The sequence below is a fragment of the Acidovorax sp. genome (genome assembly GCF_046294525.1).
In the GTDB taxonomy this organism is placed as follows: Bacteria; Pseudomonadota; Gammaproteobacteria; order Burkholderiales; family Burkholderiaceae_C; genus Acidovorax.
Genome location: NZ_JBKBKQ010000007.1, coordinates 45364 through 69005, shown reverse-complemented (window position 1 = coordinate 69005; position 23642 = coordinate 45364). Strand labels below are relative to the sequence as shown.

Sequence of the window (23642 nt, the reverse complement as noted above, 5' to 3'; positions counted from 1 at the left end):
CGGCGCGGTGTCGCGAAATCGCGATCACGGTAGCATCGCCGCCCAGGAGGACTTCTCGATGAGCCACAGCCTGTTGCGATCACTGTCTGGCCCAGCGCTTGCGCTGGGGGTCTCGGGTGCCACCCACGCCGCAACTTTCACGGTCACCAGCGCCAACGATGCCGGCCTCGGCAGCCTGCGCCAGGCGCTGGCGGATGCAGCGGCCACCCCAGGCAGCCACACCATCCGGTTCGACAACAGCGTTTCCACCATCACCCTGACGAGCGCCGAGCTCCAGATCACCAGCGATGTCACGATTGACGGTGATCGCAATGGGGATGGCGCGCCCGACATCACAATCTCCGGCGCGAATGCGTTCCGGGTCTTGGCGCTGGCAAATGGAATCACCGTGGAACTCAACGGTCTCATCATCCAGGATGGCGCGGCGTTTGGAGGTGGCGCCGGAATATCCGTCGGATCCTTCTCGTCCACCCTTACGCTGCGAAACAGCGTGGTGCAAAACAACCAGGAACAAGGTCTCGGCGGCGGTGGCATTTACGGCACCTCTGTCACGGTGAACGTCGTTAGCAGCCTGATCCGCAACAACACGAGCAACTCCTTTGGCGGTGGCATCCGGGTAGTTGGCGCCGGAATTCTGGATATCCGGAACAGCACGATCATGAACAACACCACCAATGGCGCGAGCGCGCACGGTGGGGGTGTGCAGTACGCGGGATCCAGTCTGCGCATAGTGAACAGCACCTTTAGCGGCAATGCGGCGCTGGGTGCGGACTCCGTAGGCGGTGGACTGCGGATCACCAACGGCGTCAGTGAAATTATTCAGGCAACTTTAGTCGGCAATGCGGCCAGCGACGGTGGCGGCGGCGTCAGCTCTAGTGTGTCGACAGATACATTCATCAACACGGTCGTTGCAGGCAATACATCGGGAGCCGGGGCAATGCCAGCGGTCGCAGGAAACGCCCTAGCAACTGGCGGTTCTGCGGACGACGTGTCGGGCACCATTGAATCGGCCACTGGCAGCTACTTTGGCAGCAACGTCACCATCACCAACAACCAGGGCAGCTTCAACAACCAGGGCACCGCAGGGCTTGCGCTGGGCAACCTGGGCAACAACGGCGGAGCGCAACCCACGCATCTCCCCGCGATAACCTCGGCGCTGCGGGATGCAGTGGCCTGCGACGCATCGCCCTTGGCCAGCGCCGATCAACGGGGCATCAGCCGCCCGCAAGGCACGCAGTGCGACATCGGGGCCGTTGAGATCGAGTCGGTCCTCGTCAATGTGGCAGTTACCGGCTCCGGCCGTGTGGACTCGGCGCCCGCAGGCATCGTTAACTGCCGATCCGCCAGTGGCGCCTGCAGCCTGAGCACGGCGGTCGGAGACCCGGCCATCACGCTCACCGCCACCGCCGATGCCAGCAACAGTTTTGTGCAATGGGGAGGCGCGTGTGCCGGCGCAGGCACTGCCAGTACGTGCAACCTGACCGCCGGGACCGCCCAGAATGCCACAGCGCTGTTCACGCGCGCCTCCGCCACGCAAACCACAGCGGGCGGCACGGTGAATCTGCAGATCTCCGGCAGCAGCTGCGTGTTCACCACGACCACCAATGGCGGAGCACCCATGCCCGCCGGGTATGCATTGCCGTACGGCCAGATTGGCTTCCAAGCGACGGGATGCACCGCTGGCGGAAGCACGACGGTAACGCTGACTTTTCCGGGCCCGGTGCCGGCGGGTGCCGTGCTGCTCAAGTACACGGGATCAGGTTGGGCGCTCTGGCCGAGCATACCGGCAGGCGCCAATGCGCTGAGTTTCTCAGTGACCGACGCGCAGGCGGCGGGCTCCACCGGAGCGGCCACGGGGGATTTCAACGCAACACCCGGTGTCATAGACGACCCGGTGGCCCTGGCTGTGCCTGTCAACTCGGCGGCCATTCCGACGCTGCAGACCTGGGCTCTACTGCTGACCTCGTTGCTCGCGCTACTCGGCGGGGGCTGGCATCTGCGGCGCCGGCAACAGGGCCTGCCGCCGCGCTGAATCACACGCTCCGCAATGTCCCCGCCATCCGGCGCTGGCGTTCGCGCGGCCCGTCAGTCGGGTGCTGTCTCTCGCGCCATGCGCTCGCTCTTCCAGTAAACGTCATCCCCGCCGTCCATGCGGTTGAGCACGCGGGCCAGCACGAACATCAGGTCGGACAGGCGGTTGAGGTATTGGCGCGGCGCATCGTTGAGGGCTTCCTCGTTGCCCAGCGCCACCACAGCGCGCTCGGCACGGCGGGCCACGGTGCGGCACACGTGGGCCTGCGACGCGGCGCGGGTGCCAGCGGGCAGGATGAATTCCTGCAGTCGCGGAAGGGCAGCGTTGTGCTCGGCCAGGGCGTCGTCCAGCGCCAGCACGGCGTCGGCCTTAAGCAGCTCGAAACCAGGGATGGACAGCTCACCGCCCAGATTGAACAGCTGGTGCTGGATCTCCACCAGCAGCGCACGGACGCCGTCGGGCAGGGGCTCGCACAGCAGCAGGCCGATGTGGGAATTGAGTTCGTCCACGTCTCCCATGGCGTGGATGCGCAGGTTGTTCTTGGACACGCGCTGGTTGTTGCCCAGGCCGGTGGTGCCTGCGTCGCCGGTGCGCGTGGCGATTTGCGTGAGTCGGTTGCCCATGGCGTTCGATGTCTCGGTCAGGAATCGGAGTTGGCTGCGCAGCACCCTTTGCGGAGGGTTCTATGCGAAGTATGCGCAACAGATGTGTGGAGATTCTGCGCCATCTTGCGGCTGGCATGAAGCGGGCAGGGGCCAAGGCACCGATCAATGCGCAACGCCCCGCGCGCCAGCAGAAAGAAAAGGCGCGCGGGGCGTTTGAAGCTTGCACATTGCTGCGCGTTCATGCACGCAGCGAGCAGGCTGGCATCAGTGCGTGGTCGTGGGCATGCGGTTCAGGCGGTCGATGTCTGCAGTGGAAACACCGGAGCCACCGGGCTGCATCATGTTCCAGGCGTTGGTGTGATACACGTCCCATTCCTGGCGCGACACCATGCCATCGCCATTGCTGTCCATCAGGCGGGCATTCACACGGGCGTCAGCGTTGGCAGCGGCCTTGCCGCCTGCAGCGCTGGGGTTGATTTCTGCCACCGGTGCGCCTCGCCCATCGCCCTTGGCGGGGTCCATGGGGACTTGCGTGCTTTGGTAGGTGCGTTGCTCCACCTTGTTCTGGGCTGCTGCAGCCGCAGGGCCGCCCGATGCGATAGGGGCCACTTCGGCAGCAGGGCGCGCGGTCACAGGGGCGGGGGCTTGGGCCATGGCTGCAGAGCAGGCGATGGTGGCAAGTGCTGCGATAACAGTGTGCTTTTTCATGGTGATGAGCTCCTTGGTTCAAAAAACAATTGAATAAATAAAAACCAAAAACCAGCGAAGTGGTGCATTTCATTCTTTTGAAGCCAAAAGCCCGTGCCTGTAGGACATGCGCAGTGACGCCGGTCGTCTCTCTCCGGCATCCCTCCGAAAGCGGTACGTCTGGGTACATCCAGAGGAATGTCCTACACAAACGGAGCCCCCTGGGTTACACCGCGCTGGCAAATGTTGATCATGGCAACAGCAGGCAAGAGTGCTGGCGCAAGCGGCTCTGCCGCGGTGCAATGGAGTCCTGTTCAACTTCCAAGGAGTTTTGCTTTGACCCAAGCACAGCAACGACGCACCCTGTTCGACACCCGCAGCGTGATGCTTTTTGCCGCCATCTCCCTCGGAGGAGCGGGCGCCCTGCAAGCGCAGGGGCAAACTTCTTCTTCCTCGTCCCCCGCGTTCGGACCCACCGAAAAATCGGCGCCTTCGTCGGGATCCTCGCCCAAGTTTTCCATTGGCGGCTCCGCCTCGCCCCAGGCTGCCAGCATGGCCTTCGACCGGGCAGACGCCAACAAGGATGGACAGCTCAGTCCGCAAGAGGCAGCCAAGCTGCCTGCCATCGGCCAACGTTTCAAGGAGCTGGATGCAGACCAGAACGGGACGCTGTCCCGCGAAGAATTCGAGAAAGGCGCGAACTCCTGACCAACCCCTGACAGAGCAGGCCCTGGCCAGCGGACGCCATGCCGCGCTGGGTTTGAACCGCTCAATGCTTTAGGCGGGCCATTGGCGCCCGTGGGCCCGTGCATGCTGGAACTCCAGGGCGTGCACGGGCCCGATGTTTTTGGTGCGCCCTGCGGGCCCCTTGAGTCCCTCAGTCGTGCAGCGACGACAGGAACTGCTGCAGTTCCGGTGTCTGTGGATTGCCGAACAACTGCGCGGGGGGCCCCGATTCATGCACGCGCCCCTGGTGCATGAAGATCACGCGGTCACTCACCTTGCGGGCAAACGCCATTTCGTGCGTGACCATCATCAGCGTCATGCCCTCTTGCGCCAGTGACTCGACCACGCGCAGCACCTCACCCACCAGCTCCGGGTCCAGCGCAGAGGTGATCTCGTCGCACAGCAGCACCTGCGGTTCCATGGCCAGCGCGCGCGCAATGGCCACGCGCTGCTGCTGGCCGCCCGAGAGCTGGTCAGGCATGGCATCAAACTTTTCGGCCAACCCCACACGGGTGAGCAGCTTGCGCGCCTGCTCGGCGGCGGCGTGCGCATCACGCGCCTTCACCAAGGTGGGCGCCAGCATGATGTTGCGGCCCACGCTCAAGTGCGGGAAGAGGTTGAAGCTCTGGAAGATCATGCCCACCTGCTGGCGCAGTTCGCGCATGGCGGTGGCGCTTTCGTGCAGCAGCTTTTTGCCGTTCACGCTCAATGCGCCTTCCTGGAAGACCTCCAGCCCGTTCACGCAGCGCAGCAGCGTGCTTTTGCCTGAGCCGCTTTTGCCAATGATGGCAACCACCTCGCCCTTGCGCACCTGCAGATCGATGCCCTTGAGCACTTCGTTGCTGCCATAGGACTTGCGCAGCGCGGTGATGTCCACGATGGGCGGCGCGCCCACGGCAATGCCATCGTGGGCCGGCGCGGCGGCGGAAGCAGCAGGATGTTGTTGTTCAGCGGCGAGGGCCATGGAATTTCCTTTCAAGGGACTGCGCCACCAGGCTCACCGGGAAGCACAACACAAAGTACAGCAGGGCCACGCAGGCGTAGACCAAAAAGGGCTGGTAGGTGGCGTTGGAGATCATGCTGCCCGCCTTGGTCAGCTCCACAAATCCGATCACCGAGGCCAGCGCGGTGCCTTTGATCACCTGCACCAGAAAGCCCACCGTGGGCGGCACCGCAATGCGCAGTGCCTGGGGCAGCACCACATGGCGCAGCTGCTCGCCAAAGTTGAGCGCCAGGCTCTGCGCGGCCTCCCACTGCCCCTTGGGAATGGAGGCCACACAGCCGCGCCAGATCTCTGTGAGGTAGGCGCTGGTGTAGAGCGTGAGCGCCACGGCGGCCGCCGTCCACGGCGAGGTCTTGATGCCGAACAGCGCAATGCCAAAGTACGCCAGGAACAGCTGCATGAGCAGCGGCGTGCCCTGGAATACCTGCACATAGGCGCCCACCGCGCGGTCCACGCCGCGCACTTTGGACAGACGCAGCACCAGCAGCGCCAGGCCCACCAAGCCGCCACCGATGAAGGCGATGAGGGACAAGGACACCGTCCAGCGCGCCGCCATCAGCAGGTTGCGCAGGATGTCCCACAGGGAAAATTCCACCATGGCTTACCTTCCGATGAGGAACCGCGCCCCCACCCACATGAGCAGGCGGCGCGTGGCGATGGACAGCAGCAGGTACACCGCGGTGGCCACGATGAAGGCCTCGAACGCGCGGAAGGTGTTGCTGGAGATGAGGTTGGCGGCGTAGCTCAGCTCCGGCGTGGAGATCTGTCCGCACACGGCCGAGCCCAGCATCACAATGATGATCTGGCTCACCATGGCGGGCCACACCTTGAGCAACGCAGGCGGCAGCACCACGCGGCGGAAGATCTGGCCGGGGGTGAGCGCCAGGCTCTCGGCGGCCTCGATCTGGCCGCGCGGCGTGGCCTCGATGCCGGCGCGGATGATTTCGGCCGAGTAGGCGCCCAGATTGATCACCATGGCCAGCACCGACGCGACTTCGGGCGAGAGCTTGACCCCCAGCGCCGGCAGGCCGAAGAAGATGAAGAACAGCTGCACGATGAAAGGCGTGTTGCGCACCAGCTCCACGTAGCTGGCTACGGCCGCGCGCAGCACCACCGGCCGATGGCCCAGATTGCGCGCGCGCGCCCAGGCGCAGGCCGTGCCCAGCAGCAGGCCCAGCACTGTGCCCACAACGGTGAGGCCGATGGCCCAGAACACGCCGCGCACCAGCAACGGCCACGAAGCAAGAACGGCAGAAAAATCGAGCGCAATCAGCATGCTTGTGCCCTGCAGCGCTTGTCGCGCCGCAGGCCCTTGGATTTCAGCGGTTCACACTGCGCGCCGCATTACAGCGGCAGGTCGCCAGCAGGGCGGCCCAGCCACTTGGTGGACATCTTGTCGATGTCGCCCGACTTGCGCGCCTCGGCAATGATCTCGTTCACCTTCTCGCGCAGCTTGTCCTCGCCCTTGGCGACGCCGATGAAGTTGGGGCTGTCCTTGAGCAACAGCTTGTATTCCGTCTGCAGGTTGGGGTTCTTGACCATGATGGTGCCGGCCGTCGATGCGCTGGTGGCGATGGCCTGCGTCTGGCCCGACACAAAGGCCGAGATGCTGGCCGCGTGGTCTTCAAAGCGCTTCACGTCCACGCCGGGGGGCGCCACCTTGGCCAGTTCCTGGTCTTCCATGGCGCCGCGCGTCACGGCCACGCTCTTGCCGGCCAGGTCCGCAAAGCTCTTGATGTTCAGGCTCTTGCTCGCAAACACCGCCTGGAAGAACGGCGCGTAGGCGGCGGTGAAGTCGATCACTTTCTCACGCTCGGGGTTCTTGCCCAGGGTGGAGATGACGAGGTCGGCCTTCTGCGTCTGCAGGTAGGGGATGCGGTTGGCGCTGGTCACGGGGATGAGTTCGACCTTCACACCCAGCTTGGCGCCGATGTAGTTGGCCATCTCCACGTCCAGGCCCTGGGGCTTGAGGTCGGTGCCGACAAAGCCGTAGGGTGGGTAGTCGGTGGGTATGGCGATCTTGATTTCCTTGGACTTGAGGATGTTGTCCAGCGCGTTCTGCGCGTGAGCGGCGGGAGCCATCAGGGCAGCGGACAGGCCGGCGGCGGCAAGCACGCCCAGGGTCAGGCGGCGGGTGGAAGACAGTGCGCGGTGGGTGGTCATAGCAAGGCTCCTAGGTAGGGGGATGGGTCGGTGGGGGTGTCTTTGGCAGATGCAGAGGAAGGGGTACTTTTGCGGGGCCTGCCTTTGGGCGCTGTGGTCGCCTTGGCAGGCGGGGCCGGGCTCTTGTGCACCGGCGCCAGGGCGTCGCGCAGCCCGGCCAGCGGATCGCTGCTGGCCTGCAGGCGCAGGGCCGACTGCACGGTGCCTATGTGTTCGGACATCAGCGCCTCGGCACGCGCAATGTCGCCGGCCTCCAGCGCCTCGACGATGCGCACGTGGTCTTCGCAGCTTTGGGCTGCGTCGTGCGACGACTGGTAAAGCATGGCGATGAGCGTGGTGCGCGCGGTGAAGTCGCGCAGCGTGTCGGCCAGCAGGCTGTTGCCCAGGCATTCAGCCAGGCACACGTGGAAGTCACCCAGCAGAAAGCTGCGCGCGCCCACGTCGCTGCCGGCCAGCGCAGCCTTTTCGCGCTGCAGGTGGCTCTTGAGCTGGCGCACGGCCGCCTTGTCCACCACCTTGAGCTGGTGCAGCAGGCCGAGCTCGATCACCCGGCGCGCCTCGAAGGCCTCGCGCGCTTCGTCCTGCGAGGGCTCGATCACATACCAGCCGCGCCGCGCGCTCACGGTGACGATGCCGCGCGTGGCCAGCCGCGTGAGCGCCTCGCGCACGATGGTGCGGCTGCAGTCAAACAGCATGGCGAGCTGCTGCTCGCCCAGGCGGGAGCCGGGCGCGAGCTTTTGCGCCATCACGGCTTCGATGATGCGGTTGCTGATCTCGGTGGCGGTGGTCATTGCCTGCGGTATCGCAGGTTCCGTGCCAACTGGTATACAAGATGGATGCACCAGCGTGGAGCACGCCCGCTGTGCACGAGCCAGGGGCCTGCACCGGCAGTGCCGCCGGGTGCCTGCAATTGGTGCGTGGACGTCCGCAAAGCGGTGCGCGGGCGCGCCCCATTGCTGGGTCAGCGCTTCACGGCACGGGGCGGCGCACGGCACGGCTCAGCCGGGCGCGGTACGGCTGGCGACAACCAAACCGAAAGTGGAGCTCAAAGAAACAGACGCGCCAGCCACGACAGCACCAGCACACCGCCCATGCCTGCCAGTACCGCCGGGTGCCACCACGGCCACCGCGCCACGCGGCGGCGGCCCGAGACGCCTTCGGCCAGGGCTTGGCCCGCCAGCAGCGCCAGCCACAGCAGCAGCAGCAGCGCCCCCGGGTTGGCCGCCCAGGCGGCAGCCAAGTCTCCTTGAACCAGTGCGGCACAGGCATGTGTGCCCCCACACAGCGGGCAGGGGAGCCCCGTCAGTGCGCGAAAGCCGCAGCCCACGCCCAGTGCGCTTTGCGCCAGCCACCAGGGCGTGGCAGCCATGGCCAGCGGCCAGCCCAGGCCCCAGGCCAGCCGCAGGCGCCGCGCGTCTGGCGACAGCGCCTGCCAGGCGGGCATGGGGCCTGTGGACGGCACGGCCGTGCAGGTTTCAGAGGGGAGGGAGCGCCACTGCACCATCGCCCACCAGCTGGCGCGCCAGGAAGTAGGAGCCGATCATGGACAGCGGCAGCGTCAGCAGCGCGCCCACGCCGCAGAGCAGAAAGCCAAGCGAGCCCACGATGCCGAGCACCAGCGTGCAAACAAACGCCGAGCCCAGGTTCTTGGTCACCAGGCTCCAGGCCTGGTTGAACGCGGCCACACCGTCACGCTCACCCCGGGCCACCAGGTACAGCGCCACAGGTGGCAAAGCCATGATCAACAGGCCAGGGATGAAACACAGCATGAAGCCTAGCGACACCACCAGCGAGCTGATAAGGCCCGCCACAAAGCCCGGCACAAAGTCATCAAACCCCCGGAAGATGTCGCCGATCTGCACGGCCTCTCCGCGCGCCTCGCGCTCGATCATGCGCATGTAGCCCACGATCATCGGCCCGGCCAGCAGCCCGGCGCTGATGCTGGCTACCGCCATCACCAGGAAGGTACACACCACATGGGTGATGGCGTTGTTCTTGAAAATGCCCCAGGCACCCGACAGGCAATCTCCGACATTCACTGAAGCCATGGCAATCCCCTCTCGTGCAAAGTCATCATGAGTAGTGCGGGCCAGTGTAGCGAGCGGTCCGGTTCTCGGCTACCTCGCGCGCGGGGGCGCCCCACCGTGGCCGCACGAATACCCGCCATCGCACCCGGGTCCTAACGGGGCCGCCTTGCCGCCGCGGGCGGATCCGAACCTAGAATGCCCGTCACTCTCTCACTGCCGAACCGGAGACACCAACATGAACGCCCCCACCGCTGCCGCCCACCTGCTGCCCGAGATCAAGCTCCGCAATGTGCCCCAGGCCCTCATCGATGCGCTGCAGGCCCGGTTTGGCGCGCAGTGCTCGCTGGCCCAGGCCGTGCGCGAGCAGCACGGACGCGACGAAGGCTCGCTGCAGGCCCCGCCACCCAGCGCCGTGGTGTTTGCCGAAAACGCGCAGGACGTAGCTGATGCCGTGAAACTGGCCAGCCAGTACGAAGTGCCCGTCATCCCTTACGGCGCGGGCTCGTCGCTCGAAGGCCATCTGCTGGCCGTGCAGGGCGGTATCAGCATCGACGTGAGCCGCATGAACCAGGTGCTCAGCATCAACGCCGAAGACCTCACGGTGACCGTGCAACCCGGCATCACGCGCAAGGCCTTGAACGAAGCCATCAAGGACACCGGCCTGTTCTTCCCCATCGATCCGGGCGCCGACGCCAGCATCGGCGGCATGTGCGCCACGCGCGCCAGCGGCACCAATGCCGTGCGCTACGGCACCATGCGCGAGAACGTGCTGGCGCTGCAGGTGGTCACCGCCAGCGGCGAAGTCATCCACACCGGCACCCGCGCCAAAAAGAGCAGCGCGGGCTACGACCTGACCCGCCTGATGGTGGGCAGCGAAGGCACGCTGGGCATCATGACCGAGATCACCGTGCGCCTGTACCCGCTGCCTGAGGCAGTGAGCGCCGCCATCTGCTCCTTCCCCAGCATCGAAGCGGCGGTGCGCACCACCATCCAGACCATCCAGATCGGCGTGCCGATTGCGCGCGTGGAACTCATCGACCACCACACCGTGCGCATGGTGAACGCGCACAGCAAGCTCAATCTGCGCGAAGAGCCCATGCTGCTGATGGAGTTCCACGGCTCGCCCGCCAGCGTGAAGGAGCAGGCGGAGATGGTGCAGGACATTGCCAGCGAATTTGGCGGCCAGGCCTTTGAATGGGCCAGCACACCCGAGGAACGCACCCGCCTGTGGACCGCGCGGCACAACGCCTACTTCGCCGCCGTGCAAAGCCGCCCTGGCTGCCGCGCCATCAGCACCGACACCTGCGTGCCCATCAGCCGCCTGGCCGACTGCCTGCTCGAATCGGTGGATGAGGTCGAAGCCAGCGGCATCCCCTACTTCCTCGTCGGCCACGTGGGCGACGGCAACTTCCACTTCGGCTACCTCATCGACCCCAACAGCGCCGAAGAACGCACCAAGGCTGAAGCGCTGAACCACACCCTGGTGGCGCGCGCCCTGAGCATGGGCGGCACCTGCACGGGGGAACACGGCGTGGGCGTGCACAAGATGGGCTTCTTGCTGGACGAAACCGGCGCGGGCGCGGTGGACATGATGCGCGCCATCAAACGCGCGCTGGACCCGAAGAACATCCTGAATCCGGGGAAAATCTTTGCGCTGTGAGGGTGACGACACTCAACGGGTATTGCTTCTGATTTGATAGCTTCTAGCGCTTATCCAATAAGCGCTAGAGCCACATTTGGCTCAATATTTTCTTGCTCTGTCTGCATTAGCTGCCTCCCATGCCCTTGCGCACCTTTCTCTGGGCACTCAGCGGCATCGGCACCCTGTTGTTCGGCGGCGCGCTGCTCGCTTCCTTGCTCAACCCGCTGTGGGTGGAGCGGGTGGCCCGGGACATCCTGCGCCAGCAGATCGAATCCAGGGTGGGCGAAAAGCTTGACGCCCTGAATGCCCGCGCCCTCACCACGCGCGCCGGTGCCGTGCTGCAGTCGCAGGCGCAAGAGGCGCAGCGCATTCGCCAGATGCTGGCCAGCCAGCTGCCCGAACGCATCGGCCGCGTGATGGCCGACATGGCCGACGCGGATTGCGAATGTCGCAAGAAGGTGGAGGGTGCCGTCCGCAGCGGGCTGGAATCGCGGGCGTGGGACCTGCAACAACAGCAAGAGCGGCTCAACGCGCTGATCCGCACGCAATACCTGGACACCGCCCAGCAGCTCACGCGGGAGTTCCGAATCTTCACGGGCAGCAACGCGCTGGCGTTTGTGCTGCTGGGGTTGGCCCTGGGCGTACGGCGTAGCGCGGGCGCGCACCTGGTCCCCGCCGCTGCCGCGCTGCTGTTGGCCACGGCGGTCACGAGCTATCTGTACCTCTTTGAACAAAACTGGCTGCACACCGTGCTGTTCAGCAGCTACCTGGGCTGGGGGTTTGTGGCTTACCTCGCGCTGCTGTACGCGTGGCTGTGCGACGTGCTGTTCAACCGGGCGCGCATCACCTGCGAGGTGCTCAATGCGGCGTCGTCGGGGCTGGAGGTGGTGCCGTGTTGAGGAAGGGATTGCCGATGGCCGCGGTATTTCGAAGTGGCGGTGGCGCATGCACAGCTGGCGCCCGAAACCCGCACCCGGCTGGAAGCCGCCTTGGGCACAGCGCCCTTTGATCTGTCTGCCGCCCTGCCCCTGTTGCCCCGCGAATAGAGGGCTACCATGCCGCATGCGCATCGCCATCGTCTCCGACATCCACGGCAACCTGCCCGCTCTTGAGGCGGTGGCGGCCGACATCCGCCGCCGCGGGGCTGACCAGGTCGTCAACCTGGGCGACAACCTCTCGGGCCCCTTGCTGCCACGTGAGACCGCACAGTGGCTTATGGCCTCGGGCTGGCTGTCGCTGGCCGGCAACCATGAGCGGCAGGTGCTGCATTTGCGACCGGGGCGCGGCGGCCCGTCCGATCAGTACGCGCACGCGCAACTGACCGAGGTGGAGTTTGCATGGATGCGCAGCCTGACCCACACCCTGCGCCCGGCAGAAGACATGCTGCTGTGCCACGGCTCGCCGCGCAGCGACCATGAATATTTGCTGGAGACGCTGGATGGTTGCACGGTGCGCGCCGCCAACCCGGCCGAGATCGATGAACGCCTGTCGGGCCAGTACGCCCCGTTGATCGCCTGCGGCCACACCCATGTGCCGCGCCAGGTGCGGCTGGGTGCGGGCATTTTGCTGGTCAACCCCGGCAGCGTGGGCCTGCAGGCCTATGGAGACGATCACCCCGTGGCACACCACGTGGAAAACGGCACGCCGGATGCGTGTTACGCCATTGCGGAACGAACGGCGCAAGGTTGGCAGGCGGTCCACCACCGCGTGGCCTACGACCACGAGCCCATGGCGCAACTGGCGCACAGGAATGGACGGCCCGAATGGGCCCACGCGCTGCGCACAGGCTACATGCCCTGACCCGGGCGCCGCGTGGCGCGCTGGATGGGCTTTGGTTCCTGCCCCTTACTCAACCATGCACCACGCGGGAATCGGCCGGTGCCTGCGCCCGGTCGTGCAGACCGTAGTCCCGCACCACGGCCGCCACGCGCAGGCGGTAGTCCGCAAAAATGCCTGCGCGCCCGGCGTGCTGGGTGCTGCGGTGGGCCTCCGTCTGCCGCCAGCGGGCCACGGCGTCTTCGTCGCGCCAGAACGACAGGGACAGCAGCTTGCCGGGCTCGCTCAGGCTTTCAAAGCGTTCGATGGAGACAAAGCCGTCCACCTGCGCCAACAGTGGCCTGAGCGTGGCCGCCGCGTCCAGGTAGGCGCCGCGCTGGCCAGCCGCTGGCGTCACCTCGAAGATGACGGCCATCATGGCTGGACCGCCTGCGGGTGCGCCGGCAGGCCCAGCGTGCCTTCCACGCCCTGGGTGAAGGTGCGCTGCTCCCGCAGGATGAAGCGCTTTTCCTGCGCCAGGGCGAAGTTGGCGCGGCCTTCCGGGTCAGTGCGCAGGCGGGTGCGATAGGCCTCGTACGCGGCCAGGGACTCAAAGCCGATGAGCCCCCAGGCCTCGTAGTTGCTGCCTTCGTGCGGCACAAAGTAGCCCAGCAGGTGGCCGCCGCAGCGGGGAATGATCTGGCCCCAGCGGCGCGCATATTCGGCGAACTGGTCGCGCTGGAAAGGGTCGATTTCGTAGCGGATGAAGCAGGTGATCATGGTGTGGCGTCCGTGGTGGATTCGGAGGAGGAGTTGCAAAGGCCTCCACGATAGGCGCTTGACGCACAACGATGGTTCGCCCAAGATCGAACCATGAAAGACGGCCCCCACATTGCGCGCATTGCCGCGCTCATTGGCGACAGCGCACGCGCCGAAGTCCTCACCGCCTTGATGGCCGATCGCGCGCTCACGGCGACCGAGTTGGCCGATGTGGCGGGGGTGACCAAGCAGACCATCAGCGCGCACCTGGCCAAGCTGCAGGAAGCCGGCCTGCTGGCCGTGGAGAGCCAGGGGAGGCACCGGTACTTTCGCCTGGCCGACCGGGACGTGGCGGAGCTGCTGGAATCCCTGATGAACGTGGCCTTTCGCGCGGGCGCGGTGCGCCTGCGCGCCAGTCCGCGCGAACCCGCCCTGCGCCGCGCGCGGGTGTGTTACGACCACCTGGCGGGCGAGGTGGGCGTGCAGTTTTACGAGGCGTTGCTGCGCCAGGGCCTGGTGCAGGCCACGCCCAACGGTGCGGAGCTGACAGCAGCCGGCGCGCAGTGGTTTGCCCAGGTGGGCATCGACACCACGGGCCTGGCACGGCAGCGGCGCATGCTGTGCCGTCCCTGCCTGGACTGGAGCGAGCGGCGCCACCACCTGGGCGGCGCACTGGGCGCGGCGCTGTTCCAGCGCCTGTTAGAAGGGGGCTGGGCCGAAAGCGCCCCGGGCTCGCGCGTGGTGCGCTTCACACCCCGGGGCGAACTGGCGCTGCGCGAGTGGCTGGCGGGGCAGCCACAGCACAGCGCCTGAACGGGGCCCTCAGTTCATCTTGATGAGCCGCCAATCGATGCGGTTGTCGGTGCGCTGCACCAGCTCGACGTTCTTCTTCATGGCCCAGGCCAGCATCTGGTTGTGCAGGGGGATGTGGGCCACCGTGTCGTTCTGCAGCTGCAGGCCTTCCGTCAGCAGGCGGTTGCGCACGGGCAGGTCGGTCTCGGTCTTCACGCGGTCCACGATGTAGTCCATGCGTTCGTTGCTGTAGCGGCCCAGGTTGTAGTTGCCGTCGCCGCCCGAGAGCTTGGTGCGCACCAGCGACTGCAGCGTGTACAGCGCATCGAACGTGGGCACGCCCCAGCTCAGCAGCGCAATGCTGGCCTCATGCCGCTGGGCCATGGGGTAGTAGCTGACGGCGGGCTGGGTGCGCAGCTTGGCGCGCAGGCCAATGCGCGACCACATGGCGGTGATGGCCTGGCACAGCTGCTCGTCCTGCACGATGGCGTTGTTGCTGCAGGCAAAGTCCACCTCGAAGCCGTCGGCGTAGCCCGCTTCACTCAGCAGATCCTTGGCGGCCTGCACATCAAACGGCAGGCGCTTGTCCACGGCCTCGGTCCAGCCGTTGACCAGCGGCGGCACCAGCGCGCCGGTGGGCTTGGACATGCCGCGCATGGTCACGCGGTGCAGCGTGGCGCTGTCGATGGCCTGGTAAAGGGCCTTGCGCACGCGCACGTCCTTCAGCGGGTTCTTGCCCTTGATGTTGCTCCCCACCAACTCGTCGCGGAACTGGTCCATCGCCAGGTACACGGTGCGGTTCTCCACCATCTCCATGACCTTGAGGTTGGGGTTGGCCTTGATGCGCGCCAGGTCCTGAATGCTGGTGTCGCGCACCATGTCCACCTCGCCCGACAGCAGCGCGGCGATGCGCGTGGCCTCGGATTTGATGGGGATGTAGGTGATTTCGGTGACGTTGCCCTCGGCCTTGCCAGCGTTCCACCAGTGCGGGTTGGCGGCAAACACGATCTTCTGGTCAGGCACCCATTCCTTCAGCACGAAAGGCCCGGTGCCCATGGCGTTGCGGTGCGAGAAGGTCTCTTCCTTGGCCTTGATGTCCTTGGGCTCCACCGAGTTGTTCTTCTCGGCCCAGGCCTTGCTCATCACGCGCAGCTCGGTCAGCTGGTTCAGCAGCACGGGGTTGGGGTTCTTGAGGAAGATGTCGATGGTCTCGCCATCGACCTTGGCAACGCGGTCCATGCCCTGGGTGTAGATGGAATACGTGGATGTCTTGCTCATCGCGCGCTGCAGCGAATAAACCACGTCGTCGGCCGTCATGACCGAGCCGTCGCTGAACTTCACGCCCGGGCGCAGCTTGAGGCGCATCTGCACCGGGCTGACCTGCTGCCACGACGTGGCCAGCAGCGGCTCGACCTTGAGTGTGCGGCTGTTGAACATGACCAGCGATTCGTACACCGCGGCGTGGATGCCGTTGCCTAAAGCGCTGTTTTGCGAGTGGATGTCCATGGTCTGGATGTCACTGGAGCCGGCCCACTTGAATGGTTTTGCCATTGCTGCGGGAGCCACTGCTGCCAGGGCCAGGGTGGCGGCCGCCAGCAAGGAACGCTTGAATTGCATGAGGGGTTTCCTTTACGAATGGGAATGGAAGAAGCGGCAATATGCAGCAGGTTGCGTGCCAGCCCAAGCCCCTCTGCGCTTTGTGTGGCACGGGCGATGCAGGCCCGCGTTTGGATGGATTGCGCTGGGCGTGCGGCTGCGTTAAAGAGCGAGGCCGCGCCGACGCTACCGTCCAGGCAAACGCGCCTGCTGCGGCGCAACGGGATAGCGAACACCCTCGCGCGCCGTTCCCACCTGCAGCAGGTTGACCACGCCCATCACGTCATCCACCAGCGCCACGGCCTTCTCCATGGCCTGCGCTTGCTCGGCACTCTGCACGCAGCCCATCAGCGTGACCAGGCGCCGCTCGCCCAGCACCCAGACGCTGGTGTCGGCAAACCGCCCGTCCTCGCGCAGATACAGCTGCACGCGCGGGATGATCTCGGCGTCATACAGGTACGAGTTGGGCAGCCGGCAGCGCCCCACGCGGTAGCAGCTGCCGCCGTGCTGCGCGCGCGTGTGCGCGAGCTCGCGCACCTCGTCGGCGGTGTAGAGCGGGCCCTGCGGCACGGGGCACTGCGGCAGCGCCTGCGTTACTTGCACAAAGGGGTCCTGGAACGCATTGGTGCGCACGGGCTGGGCCGGGCTCTGTTGCGCCCAAACGGGAGTGAGCGCCGCCGCCGACAGCAAGGACAACTGACACAACAGAACCGCACCACCACTCTCTATACCGCGCATGAGATCCATCCCCCGGATTGACCACCCGTTCAGGGCGCCCAGCCTACAGCGCCCGCTCGTATCGCGCAAACTCCCGCCCGCCAATCTTCACGCAGTCGTGCAGGGTCCATCCCAGGCCTTCGTAAAGCGCACGCAGCGCGTGCCGGCTCGCCACGCAATCCAGCCGCAGATAGCGCAGGCCCAGGGCGCGGGCGTGGCGGTATGCATGTGCCAGCAATGCAGCAGGCACCCCCTGCCCTGCCCATGCGCGCCGCACGGCCAGCTTGTGCAGAAAGGCGGATGTGCCGGGTTCGGCGTCTGGCCAGAAGACCGGGTCCTGCGGCTGAACCAACACCACGCCCACCACCTGTTCCCCGCGCGGGCGACCAGGAAACGGCCGCGCTCCATCTCGCCCCGCACGCTGGCATCGGTGAAAGCGCTCACCGTCCAAAGCGGCATCTGGCGGTCCGCCAACCACTGCGCGGCCTCGCGCAGCACCGTGGCAATGGCAGGGGCATCGGCGGGTTGAGCGAATTCTGTGTGCATGGAAATGCGGCGTTGGACTGCAGACGGGCGCACTGGCGGCGCAAAGATGAACGGGTGACCACACTGTGGGTGCGGGGGCATGCCAGCGCCGCGCAATGCTACCAAATCAATAGCTTTCAGCGCTTGCCAGATAAGCGCTAAGGGCTGTTTTTACTCCTATTTCTTGCTGACCCATCTTCATACCCCAAGCCCTTCCTCGGCTTTGGACTGCCGCCTACGATGCCACACCCATGCCCCGCAACGACTTGATCGTCCACCGCCCCGAAGGCCTGTACTGCCCGCCCGGCGATTTCTATATCGACCCCTGGCGGCCGGTGCCGCGCGCCGTGATCACGCACGCGCATTCGGACCACGCGCGCATGGGCTCGGCGCACTACCTGGCCCACACTGACAGCGAAGGCACCTTGCGCAACCGGCTGGGTGCGGACATCGACTTGCAAACGCTGGCCTATGGCGCGGTGATCGACCACCACGGCGTGCGCCTGTCGCTGCACCCTGCCGGGCACGTGCTGGGCTCGGCGCAGGTGCGCGTCGAGCATGGGGGCGAAGTGTGGGTGGCCTCGGGCGACTACAAGCTGGAGGACGACGGCACCTGCCCGCCCTTTGAGCCCGAGCGTTGCCACACCTTCATCACCGAGTCCACCTTTGGCCTACCCATCTACCGGTGGCCCACGCAGCCCGCGCTGTTTGCCGACATCAATGCGTGGTGGGCCGCCAACGCGGCGGCGGGCAAGGCCAGCATCCTGTATGCGTACGCATTCGGCAAGGCGCAGCGGCTGCTGCACGGGGTGGACCCGAACATCGGCCCCATCGTCGTGCACGGCGCGGTGGAGCCGCTCAACGCCGTGTACCGCGCGGCGGGCGTGGCGCTGCCGCCCACCGTGCGGGTTACGGACCCGGGCGTGACCAAGGCGGAGTTGAAACGTGCGCTGGTGCTGGCGCCGCCGTCCGCCGCAGGCTCGCCCTGGCTCAAACGTTTTGGCGAGCACTCTGACGCATTTGCCAGCGGCTGGATGCTGGTGCGCGGCGCACGCCGCCGCCGGGGCGTGGACCGCGGCTTTGTGATGAGCGACCACGCCGACTGGCCCAGCCTGCAAAAAGCCATTGGCGCCACGGGCGCAGAGCGCGTCATCGTGACCCATGGCAGCACCGAGGTGATGGTGCGCTGGCTGTGCGAGCAGGGCCTGGACGCCCAGGTGTTTGCCACAGAGTACGGCGCCGACGACAACGAAGACGACACGGGCGCCGCTGCGCCCGCAGCGCAGGACGGCACACCCGGGGCCGCGCCATGAAAGCCTTTGCCGAGCTGTTCCGCGCGCTGGACGCCACCACCGCCCAGTCGGCCAAGCTGGCGGCGCTGGTGGCCTACCTGCGTGTGGCGGCGCCGGGCGATGCGGCCTGGGCCACCTACTTTCTCGCGGGCGGCAAGCCGCGCCAAATGGTGCCCACCAAGCGCCTGAAGGCCTTGGCGCAAGAAGCCGCCGGCCTGCCCGAATGGCTGTTTGAAGAAAGCTACCAGGCCGTGGGCGACCTGGCCGAAACAGTGGCGCTGCTGCTGCCGCCCCCGGTGCAGCCGGTGGACCTGCCCCTGGCCGATTGGATGGCGCAGCTCCTGCCGCTGCGCGCACTGCCGCCCGAGGAGGCCGACGCCCGACTGCGCGCGCAATGGGGCATGCTGGCGCCCGACCAGCGCTTTGTGTACTTCAAGCTCATCACCGGCAACTTCCGCGTGGGCGTGTCGCGCCTGCAGGTCACGCAGGCCCTGGCGATGGTCAGCGGGCTGGACCCCAAGCGCATTGCGCACCGGCTGATGGGCTACACACAGATCGGGAGGCAGCCGCAGGCCGGCGACTACCTGGCGCTGATTGCGCCGGTGGACGATGGTGCGAGCACGCCGGACGCCGCAGACGCGGGCCAGCCCTACCCCTTCTTTTTGGCCCATCCGTTCAACCAGGCCGTTGCCGACATGCCCGCGTTGCTGGGCGCACCCGGGGACTGGCAGGTGGAGTGGAAGTGGGATGGCATCCGCGCGCAGATCGTGCGCCGCGCAGGCCAGGTGTGGGTGTGGTCGCGTGGTGAGGAGCTGGTGACCGACCGCTTCCCCGAGCTGGCCGATGCCGCAGTGGCGCAGCTGCCGGATGGCACGGTGGTGGACGGCGAGATCCTGGTGTGGCTGCCCGACGCCCCCCAGCCCCGCCCGTTTGCCGACCTGCAAAAGCGCCTGGGCCGCAAGACGCTGACGCCCAAGCTGCTGCGCGAGCTGCCGGTGGTGCTGGTGACTTACGACCTGTTGGAACACGCGGGCCAGGACCTGCGCCCCGAGCCGCAGCAGGCGCGTCGCGCGTTGCTCGAGACGGTGCTGCAACCCATGCCCACCGCCATTGCGGAACCGGCCACGCCACCCGCGTTGCGCCTGAGCCCGCTGCTGCAGGGCGCCCACTGGGCCGACCTGGCGTACCAGCGCGAAGCCGCGCGCGGTATGGGCACCGAAGGCTTCATGCTCAAGCACCGCCAGGCCCGCTATGGCGTGGGCCGCACCAAGGACGTGGGCGTGTGGTGGAAGTGGAAGATCGACCCCATGAGCGTGGACGCCGTGCTCATCTATGCCCAGCGCGGCCACGGGCGCCGCGCAAGCCTGTACACCGACTACACCTTTGCGGTGTGGAGCGGTCCGCCGGAAGACCCTGACCGCCAGCTGGTTCCGTTTGCCAAGGCGTACTCGGGCCTTACGGATGCCGAGATTGCGCAGGTGGACGCCATCATCCGCAAGACCACGCGCGAGAGCTTTGGCCCCGTGCGCAGCGTGGACGCGACGCAGGTGTTTGAGCTCGGCTTTGAAGGCATCGCCCGCAGCCCGCGCCACAAGAGCGGCATTGCGGTGCGCTTTCCGCGCATGCTGCGCTGGCGGCAGGACAAGCCCGTTGCCGAAGCCGACACGCTGCAGACTCTGGCGGCCCTGCTGCCTGGCGCCGACACATGAGCACCCCCGCGCGGCGCACCCGCAAACCTTCGTCTGGCCACCCGTCTCCCGGCGCCGCCGCAGCCTGGATGGCCACGCGCGGCTGGCAGCCCTTCGGCTTTCAGCACGAGGTATGGCAGGCGCTGGGCGAGGGCCGCAGCGGCCTGCTGCATGCCACCACGGGCGCTGGCAAGACCTATGCCGTGTGGCTGGGCGCGCTGCAGCACCTGGCAGCGCCTCCAGCCACGGAGGACGAGCCGGTAGGCGATGCCGAACCGCGCACCCGCCGCACTACCGCGCCACCGCTCACCGTGTTGTGGATCACCCCCATGCGCGCGCTGGCCGCCGACACGCTGCGCGCGCTGCAGGCCCCCCTGTCCGACCTGGCGCCCACCTGGACCAGCGGCCTGCGCACCGGCGACACCGCCAGTGGGGAGCGCGCTGCGCAGGACCGCCGCCTGCCCACGCTGCTGGTGACCACGCCGGAAAGCGTTTCGCTGTTGCTGGCCCGCGCCGACGCACGCGAGCGCCTGCAGCACGTTCGTTTGGTGGTGGTGGACGAATGGCACGAGCTGGTGGGCAACAAGCGCGGCGTGCAGGCGCAGCTGGCGCTGGCGCGCCTGTCGGGCTGGAACCCGCAGCTCCAGGTGTGGGGGATGTCGGCCACGCTGGGCAACCTGCATGAGGCGCTGCACACGCTCCTACCGCGCCCCCTACCGGATGCGCCCGCAGCGCCGCCGGCCGTGCTGGTGCAAGGCCGCGTCGACAAGGCGCTGCGAGTGGACGTGATGCTGCCGCCCAAGGTGGACCGCTTTGCCTGGGCCGGGCACATGGGTCTGGCGCTGCTGCCGCAGGTGGTGCGGTCCATCGAGGGGTGCGCGTCCACGCTGGTCTTCACCAACACGCGGTCCCAGGCCGAGCGTTGGTACCAGGCGCTGCTGGAGGCGCGGCCCGACTGGGCGGGCGCCATTGCGCTGCACCACGGCTCGCTGAGCCAGGACGTGCGCGCATGGGTCGAGGCAGGCCTCAAGGCCGGCCAGCTCAAGGCCGTGGTCTGCACCTCCAGCCTGGATTTGGGCGTGGACTTTCTGCCCGTGGAGCAGGTGCTGCAGATCGGCTCGGCCAAGGGCGTGGGGCGGCTGGTGCAGCGCGCGGGCCGCTCGGGGCACGCACCGGGGCGCACATCCAGCATCACGCTGGTGCCCACGCACAGCCTGGAGCTGGTGGAGGCCGCCGCCGCGCGCCATGCGCTGGCCCAGGGCCGCGTGGAAGAGCGGCACACACCGCGTGCGCCGCTGGACGTGCTGGTTCAGCACCTGGTGACGATTGCGCTGGGCGGCGGCTTTGTGCCTGACGCGCTGCTCGCTGAGGTGCGCCGCGCGCCTGCCTATGCCACGCTGGCGGACAACGACTGGCAGTGGGCCTTGCAGTTTGTGCGCCAAGGTGGCGCGTCACTGGCCACCTATCCCGATTTCCATCGCGTGGTGCCCGACGAAGACGGCGTGTGGCGCATGCCCGATGCCCGCCTGGCGCGCCGCCACCGCAGCAACATCGGCACTATCGTCAGCGACGCGAGCATGCAGGTGCAGTTTGTGAGTGGCGGGCGGCTGGGTTCGGTGGAAGAGAGCTTCATCGCGCGCCTCAAGCCCGGCGACGTGTTCATGTTCGCAGGCCGCCTGCTGGAGCTGGTGCGCACCCAGCAGATGACGGCCTACGTGCGCGTGGCGCCCCGGGGCAGCGCCGCGCTGCCGCGCTGGAATGGCGGGCGCATGCCTCTGTCCAACACGCTGGCCGATGCCATGCTGGAAGTGCTGCAGCAGGCCGAGCAAGGCGTGTATGAAACGCCCGAGATGCGCTGCGCCCAGCCGCTGCTGGCGTTGCAAGACGCGTGGTCTGCCCTGCCCACGCCCACACGCCTGGTGGCCGAGACCCTGCACACGCGCGAGGGTTGGCACCTGTACCTGTACCCGCTCGCGGGCCGGCTGGTGCACATGGGGCTGGCGGGCCTGCTGGCCTGGCGTGCGTCGCAACAGGTGGCCAACACCTTTTCGATTGCGGTCAACGACTACGGGCTGGAGCTGCTGTCGGCCAAGCCCATCGATTGGGCCGTCCTGCTGCCCCGTCTGATCGGCGCAGGCACACACACCACGCTGGGGGAAGTTGTGGGTGGCGGGCTGGAGGACGAGGTGCTGGCCAGCCTGAATGCCACCGAGATGGCGCGCCGGCGCTTTCGCGAAATTGCGCGCATCGCCGGGCTCATCTTCCAAAGCCACCCGGGCGAGCAGCGCAGCAGCCGCCAGCTGCAGGCTTCGTCGTCGCTGTACTACGACGTGTTTGCGCAGTACGACCCGGACAACCTGCTGCTGGCGCAGGCGCGGGCCGAGTTGCTGGCCAACGAGCTGGACCTGGAACGCCTGGCCCGCACACTGCGCAGCATGCAGGCACAGACCTTGTCCATCCACGCTGTGGAGCGGCCCACACCCTTCGCCCTGCCGCTGATGGTGGAGCGCTTTCGCGAACGCCTGAGCACCGAAACCCTGGCCGACCGTCTGGCGCGCATGGTGCAGGCGCTGGAGAAGGCGGCGGACGAAACCACAGGCACCCGCCACGCCGACAAAAGTCCGCCAACGCCGTCCGACATGGCATGGGACATGCCCGACGGGGCCACCGCATCGCGCCGGCGTGGTCAGCGGGGGCAAGGCGACAATGGCGTCGGACCCCGCCGCCCGCGCAGGCGCCACGGCTTTTGAGCACGACGATCGATTTCGCCTTGAACGTACACGCCCCCTTCGCTTCGCCATCCGCACTCCTCCCTGTCGGCGCCCACCCTGTCTCGCTGCCCGGCGGCACGGTGCTGTGGCTGCTGCCGCAGCGCGCGGTGTGGTGGCCGGCCGAACGCACGGCGTTTGTGGCCGACGTGCATTTCGGCAAGGCGGCCACGTTTCGCCGCGCGGGCCAGCCCGTGCCGCATGGCACGACGGCCGACAACCTGGCGCGGCTGGACGGCGTGCTGGCCGCCACCGGCGCGGAGCACTTGGTTTTTCTGGGCGACTTTCTGCATGCGCGCAGCGGCGCCGATGCGCCGTTGTGGAACCAGCTGCTGCCCTGGCGCGAGCGCCATGGCAGCGTGCACTTGACCCTGGTGCGCGGCAACCACGACCGGCATGCCGGGGACCCGCCGCCGGGCCTGCGCATTGCGCTGGCCGAAGAACCGTGGACACCCCGGCCCGGCAGCGAACTGCGCGCATGCCATCACCCGCAGACGGTGGATGGCGCCACCGCGCTGGCCGGCCATCTGCATCCCACAGTCACCCTGCGCGGGCGCGCTCGCGATGCCGTGCGGCTGCCCTGTTTTGCGTGGTTACCGGGGCCACCGGGCCTGCTGGTGCTGCCGGCGCTGGGCGCCTTCACGGGCACGGCACCGCAGGCCATGCTGCAAGCGGCTCAGCGTTTTGCGGTCGCCGATTCGCGGGTCATTCCATTGCCGCCATGACGCCCGGCGACGTACAGGCTTGGGGCGCGGAGGGGATTTGACAGACACCGCTGAATGGCGCAAAACGGCAACCCGCGCCCTTTTTCGCGCCCCGTGATTGCTGCGGCGCAGCAATCCGGCTGCTCCTCGCATTCGCCGCG

The 23642-nt window shown here is 67.2% G+C and carries 24 protein-coding genes; 10 read left to right on the top strand and 14 right to left on the bottom strand.

The features are described 5' to 3' along the window. Positions 1-58 precede the first annotated feature (58 nt). Positions 59-2032 (top strand): IPTL-CTERM sorting domain-containing protein, encoded by a 1974-nt coding sequence (locus tag ACK4HJ_RS09300; protein ID WP_409830293.1) that lies wholly within the window; start codon positions 59-61, stop codon positions 2030-2032. A 53-nt stretch (positions 2033-2085) separates the two neighbouring features. Here ACK4HJ_RS09300 and ACK4HJ_RS09295 read toward each other — a convergent pair whose 3' ends face one another. Next, the gene (locus ACK4HJ_RS09295) at positions 2086-2655 is read right to left on the bottom strand and encodes a cob(I)yrinic acid a,c-diamide adenosyltransferase (protein WP_409830291.1); all 570 of its coding nucleotides are present in this window, start codon (positions 2653-2655) and stop codon (positions 2086-2088) included. A 246-nt stretch (positions 2656-2901) separates the two neighbouring features. Then, the gene (locus ACK4HJ_RS09290) at positions 2902-3345 is read right to left on the bottom strand and encodes a hypothetical protein (RefSeq protein ID WP_409830288.1); all 444 of its coding nucleotides are present in this window, start codon (positions 3343-3345) and stop codon (positions 2902-2904) included. 315 nt (positions 3346-3660) lie between these two features. On the opposite strand from ACK4HJ_RS09290, the gene ACK4HJ_RS09285 reads away from it, so the two are divergent. Beyond that, positions 3661-4032 (top strand): EF-hand domain-containing protein, encoded by a 372-nt coding sequence (locus ACK4HJ_RS09285; protein ID WP_409830286.1) that lies wholly within the window; start codon positions 3661-3663, stop codon positions 4030-4032. A 169-nt stretch (positions 4033-4201) separates the two neighbouring features. On the opposite strand, the gene ACK4HJ_RS09280 is transcribed toward ACK4HJ_RS09285, so the two are convergent. From ACK4HJ_RS09280 to ACK4HJ_RS09250, 7 genes are all read right to left on the bottom strand, one after another. Then, positions 4202-5014, bottom strand: a complete 813-nt coding sequence (locus ACK4HJ_RS09280) for an amino acid ABC transporter ATP-binding protein (RefSeq protein WP_409830283.1) — start codon at positions 5012-5014, stop codon at positions 4202-4204. After that, positions 4998-5651 carry an amino acid ABC transporter permease gene (locus ACK4HJ_RS09275; RefSeq protein WP_409830280.1) on the bottom strand — a complete coding sequence of 218 codons (654 nt, stop codon included), beginning with the start codon at positions 5649-5651 and terminating at the stop codon, positions 4998-5000. The genes ACK4HJ_RS09280 and ACK4HJ_RS09275 overlap by 17 nt, the downstream gene beginning before the upstream one ends. Before the next feature lie 3 nt (positions 5652-5654). Continuing rightward, positions 5655-6329: an amino acid ABC transporter permease gene (locus ACK4HJ_RS09270; RefSeq protein WP_409830277.1), complete on the bottom strand. Its 675-nt coding sequence runs from the start codon at positions 6327-6329 to the stop codon at positions 5655-5657. Between the two features lie 68 nt (positions 6330-6397). Next, positions 6398-7216, bottom strand: coding sequence for a transporter substrate-binding domain-containing protein (locus ACK4HJ_RS09265; RefSeq protein WP_409830274.1), 819 nt, complete (start codon positions 7214-7216; stop codon positions 6398-6400). Continuing rightward, positions 7213-8007, bottom strand: a complete 795-nt coding sequence (locus ACK4HJ_RS09260) for a GntR family transcriptional regulator (RefSeq protein ID WP_409830271.1) — start codon at positions 8005-8007, stop codon at positions 7213-7215. The genes ACK4HJ_RS09265 and ACK4HJ_RS09260 overlap by 4 nt, the downstream gene beginning before the upstream one ends. 254 nt (positions 8008-8261) lie before the next feature. Next, entirely contained in the window at positions 8262-8660 is a 399-nt protein-coding gene (locus ACK4HJ_RS09255; RefSeq protein WP_409830268.1) for a DUF2752 domain-containing protein, read from the bottom strand. Positions 8661-8691: 31 nt separating this feature from the next. Continuing rightward, positions 8692-9264: a hypothetical protein gene (locus tag ACK4HJ_RS09250; protein ID WP_409830265.1), complete on the bottom strand. Its 573-nt coding sequence runs from the start codon at positions 9262-9264 to the stop codon at positions 8692-8694. 214 nt (positions 9265-9478) lie between these two features. On the opposite strand from ACK4HJ_RS09250, the gene ACK4HJ_RS09245 reads away from it, so the two are divergent. The 3 genes from ACK4HJ_RS09245 (at position 9479) to ACK4HJ_RS09235 (ending at position 12685) form a co-directional block, all read left to right on the top strand. Beyond that, complete coding sequence (locus ACK4HJ_RS09245) at positions 9479-10903, top strand: FAD-binding oxidoreductase (RefSeq protein WP_409830261.1); 1425 nt, start codon at positions 9479-9481, stop codon at positions 10901-10903. A gap of 119 nt (positions 10904-11022) precedes the next feature. Continuing rightward, the gene (locus ACK4HJ_RS09240; RefSeq protein ID WP_409830258.1) at positions 11023-11784 is read left to right on the top strand and encodes a hypothetical protein; all 762 of its coding nucleotides are present in this window, start codon (positions 11023-11025) and stop codon (positions 11782-11784) included. Between the two features lie 163 nt (positions 11785-11947). Continuing rightward, positions 11948-12685: a metallophosphoesterase family protein gene (locus ACK4HJ_RS09235; protein ID WP_409830255.1), complete on the top strand. Its 738-nt coding sequence runs from the start codon at positions 11948-11950 to the stop codon at positions 12683-12685. Between the two features lie 49 nt (positions 12686-12734). Here ACK4HJ_RS09235 and ACK4HJ_RS09230 read toward each other — a convergent pair whose 3' ends face one another. Further along, a complete protein-coding gene (locus tag ACK4HJ_RS09230) occupies positions 12735-13079 on the bottom strand; it encodes an antibiotic biosynthesis monooxygenase family protein (protein ID WP_409830253.1) in 345 nt (114 codons plus the stop codon). After that, positions 13076-13420 carry an NIPSNAP family protein gene (locus tag ACK4HJ_RS09225; RefSeq protein ID WP_409830252.1) on the bottom strand — a complete coding sequence of 115 codons (345 nt, stop codon included), beginning with the start codon at positions 13418-13420 and terminating at the stop codon, positions 13076-13078. Before ACK4HJ_RS09225 ends, ACK4HJ_RS09230 begins: the two co-directional genes overlap by 4 nt. A 93-nt stretch (positions 13421-13513) precedes the next feature. Between ACK4HJ_RS09225 and ACK4HJ_RS09220 the strand changes: the two genes are divergently transcribed. Then, the gene (locus ACK4HJ_RS09220) at positions 13514-14212 is read left to right on the top strand and encodes an ArsR/SmtB family transcription factor (RefSeq protein WP_409830249.1); all 699 of its coding nucleotides are present in this window, start codon (positions 13514-13516) and stop codon (positions 14210-14212) included. 9 nt (positions 14213-14221) lie between these two features. Here ACK4HJ_RS09220 and ACK4HJ_RS09215 read toward each other — a convergent pair whose 3' ends face one another. From ACK4HJ_RS09215 to ACK4HJ_RS09205, 3 genes are all read right to left on the bottom strand, one after another. Then, a complete protein-coding gene (locus tag ACK4HJ_RS09215) occupies positions 14222-15808 on the bottom strand; it encodes an ABC transporter substrate-binding protein (RefSeq protein WP_409830246.1) in 1587 nt (528 codons plus the stop codon). A gap of 165 nt (positions 15809-15973) precedes the next feature. Further along, complete coding sequence (locus tag ACK4HJ_RS09210; RefSeq protein WP_409830243.1) at positions 15974-16390, bottom strand: BON domain-containing protein; 417 nt, start codon at positions 16388-16390, stop codon at positions 15974-15976. Between the two features lie 178 nt (positions 16391-16568). Beyond that, complete coding sequence (locus tag ACK4HJ_RS09205; RefSeq protein WP_409830240.1) at positions 16569-16982, bottom strand: GNAT family N-acetyltransferase; 414 nt, start codon at positions 16980-16982, stop codon at positions 16569-16571. Positions 16983-17280: 298 nt separating this feature from the next. Here ACK4HJ_RS09205 and ACK4HJ_RS09200 point away from each other — a divergent pair, with 298 nt between their 5' ends. The 4 genes from ACK4HJ_RS09200 to pdeM are packed head-to-tail and all read left to right on the top strand — an operon-like array spanning position 17281 to position 23502. Next, on the top strand, positions 17281-18342 hold the full coding sequence (locus ACK4HJ_RS09200; protein WP_409830237.1) for a ligase-associated DNA damage response exonuclease: 1062 nt from the start codon (positions 17281-17283) through the stop codon (positions 18340-18342). Then, a complete protein-coding gene (locus ACK4HJ_RS09195; RefSeq protein WP_409830234.1) occupies positions 18339-20030 on the top strand; it encodes an ATP-dependent DNA ligase in 1692 nt (563 codons plus the stop codon). The genes ACK4HJ_RS09200 and ACK4HJ_RS09195 overlap by 4 nt, the downstream gene beginning before the upstream one ends. After that, a complete protein-coding gene (locus tag ACK4HJ_RS09190; protein ID WP_409830232.1) occupies positions 20027-22759 on the top strand; it encodes a ligase-associated DNA damage response DEXH box helicase in 2733 nt (910 codons plus the stop codon). Before ACK4HJ_RS09195 ends, ACK4HJ_RS09190 begins: the two co-directional genes overlap by 4 nt. Further along, a complete protein-coding gene (pdeM, locus tag ACK4HJ_RS09185) occupies positions 22756-23502 on the top strand; it encodes a ligase-associated DNA damage response endonuclease PdeM (protein ID WP_409830230.1) in 747 nt (248 codons plus the stop codon). The genes ACK4HJ_RS09190 and pdeM overlap by 4 nt, the downstream gene beginning before the upstream one ends. Positions 23503-23642: the final 140 nt, after the last annotated feature.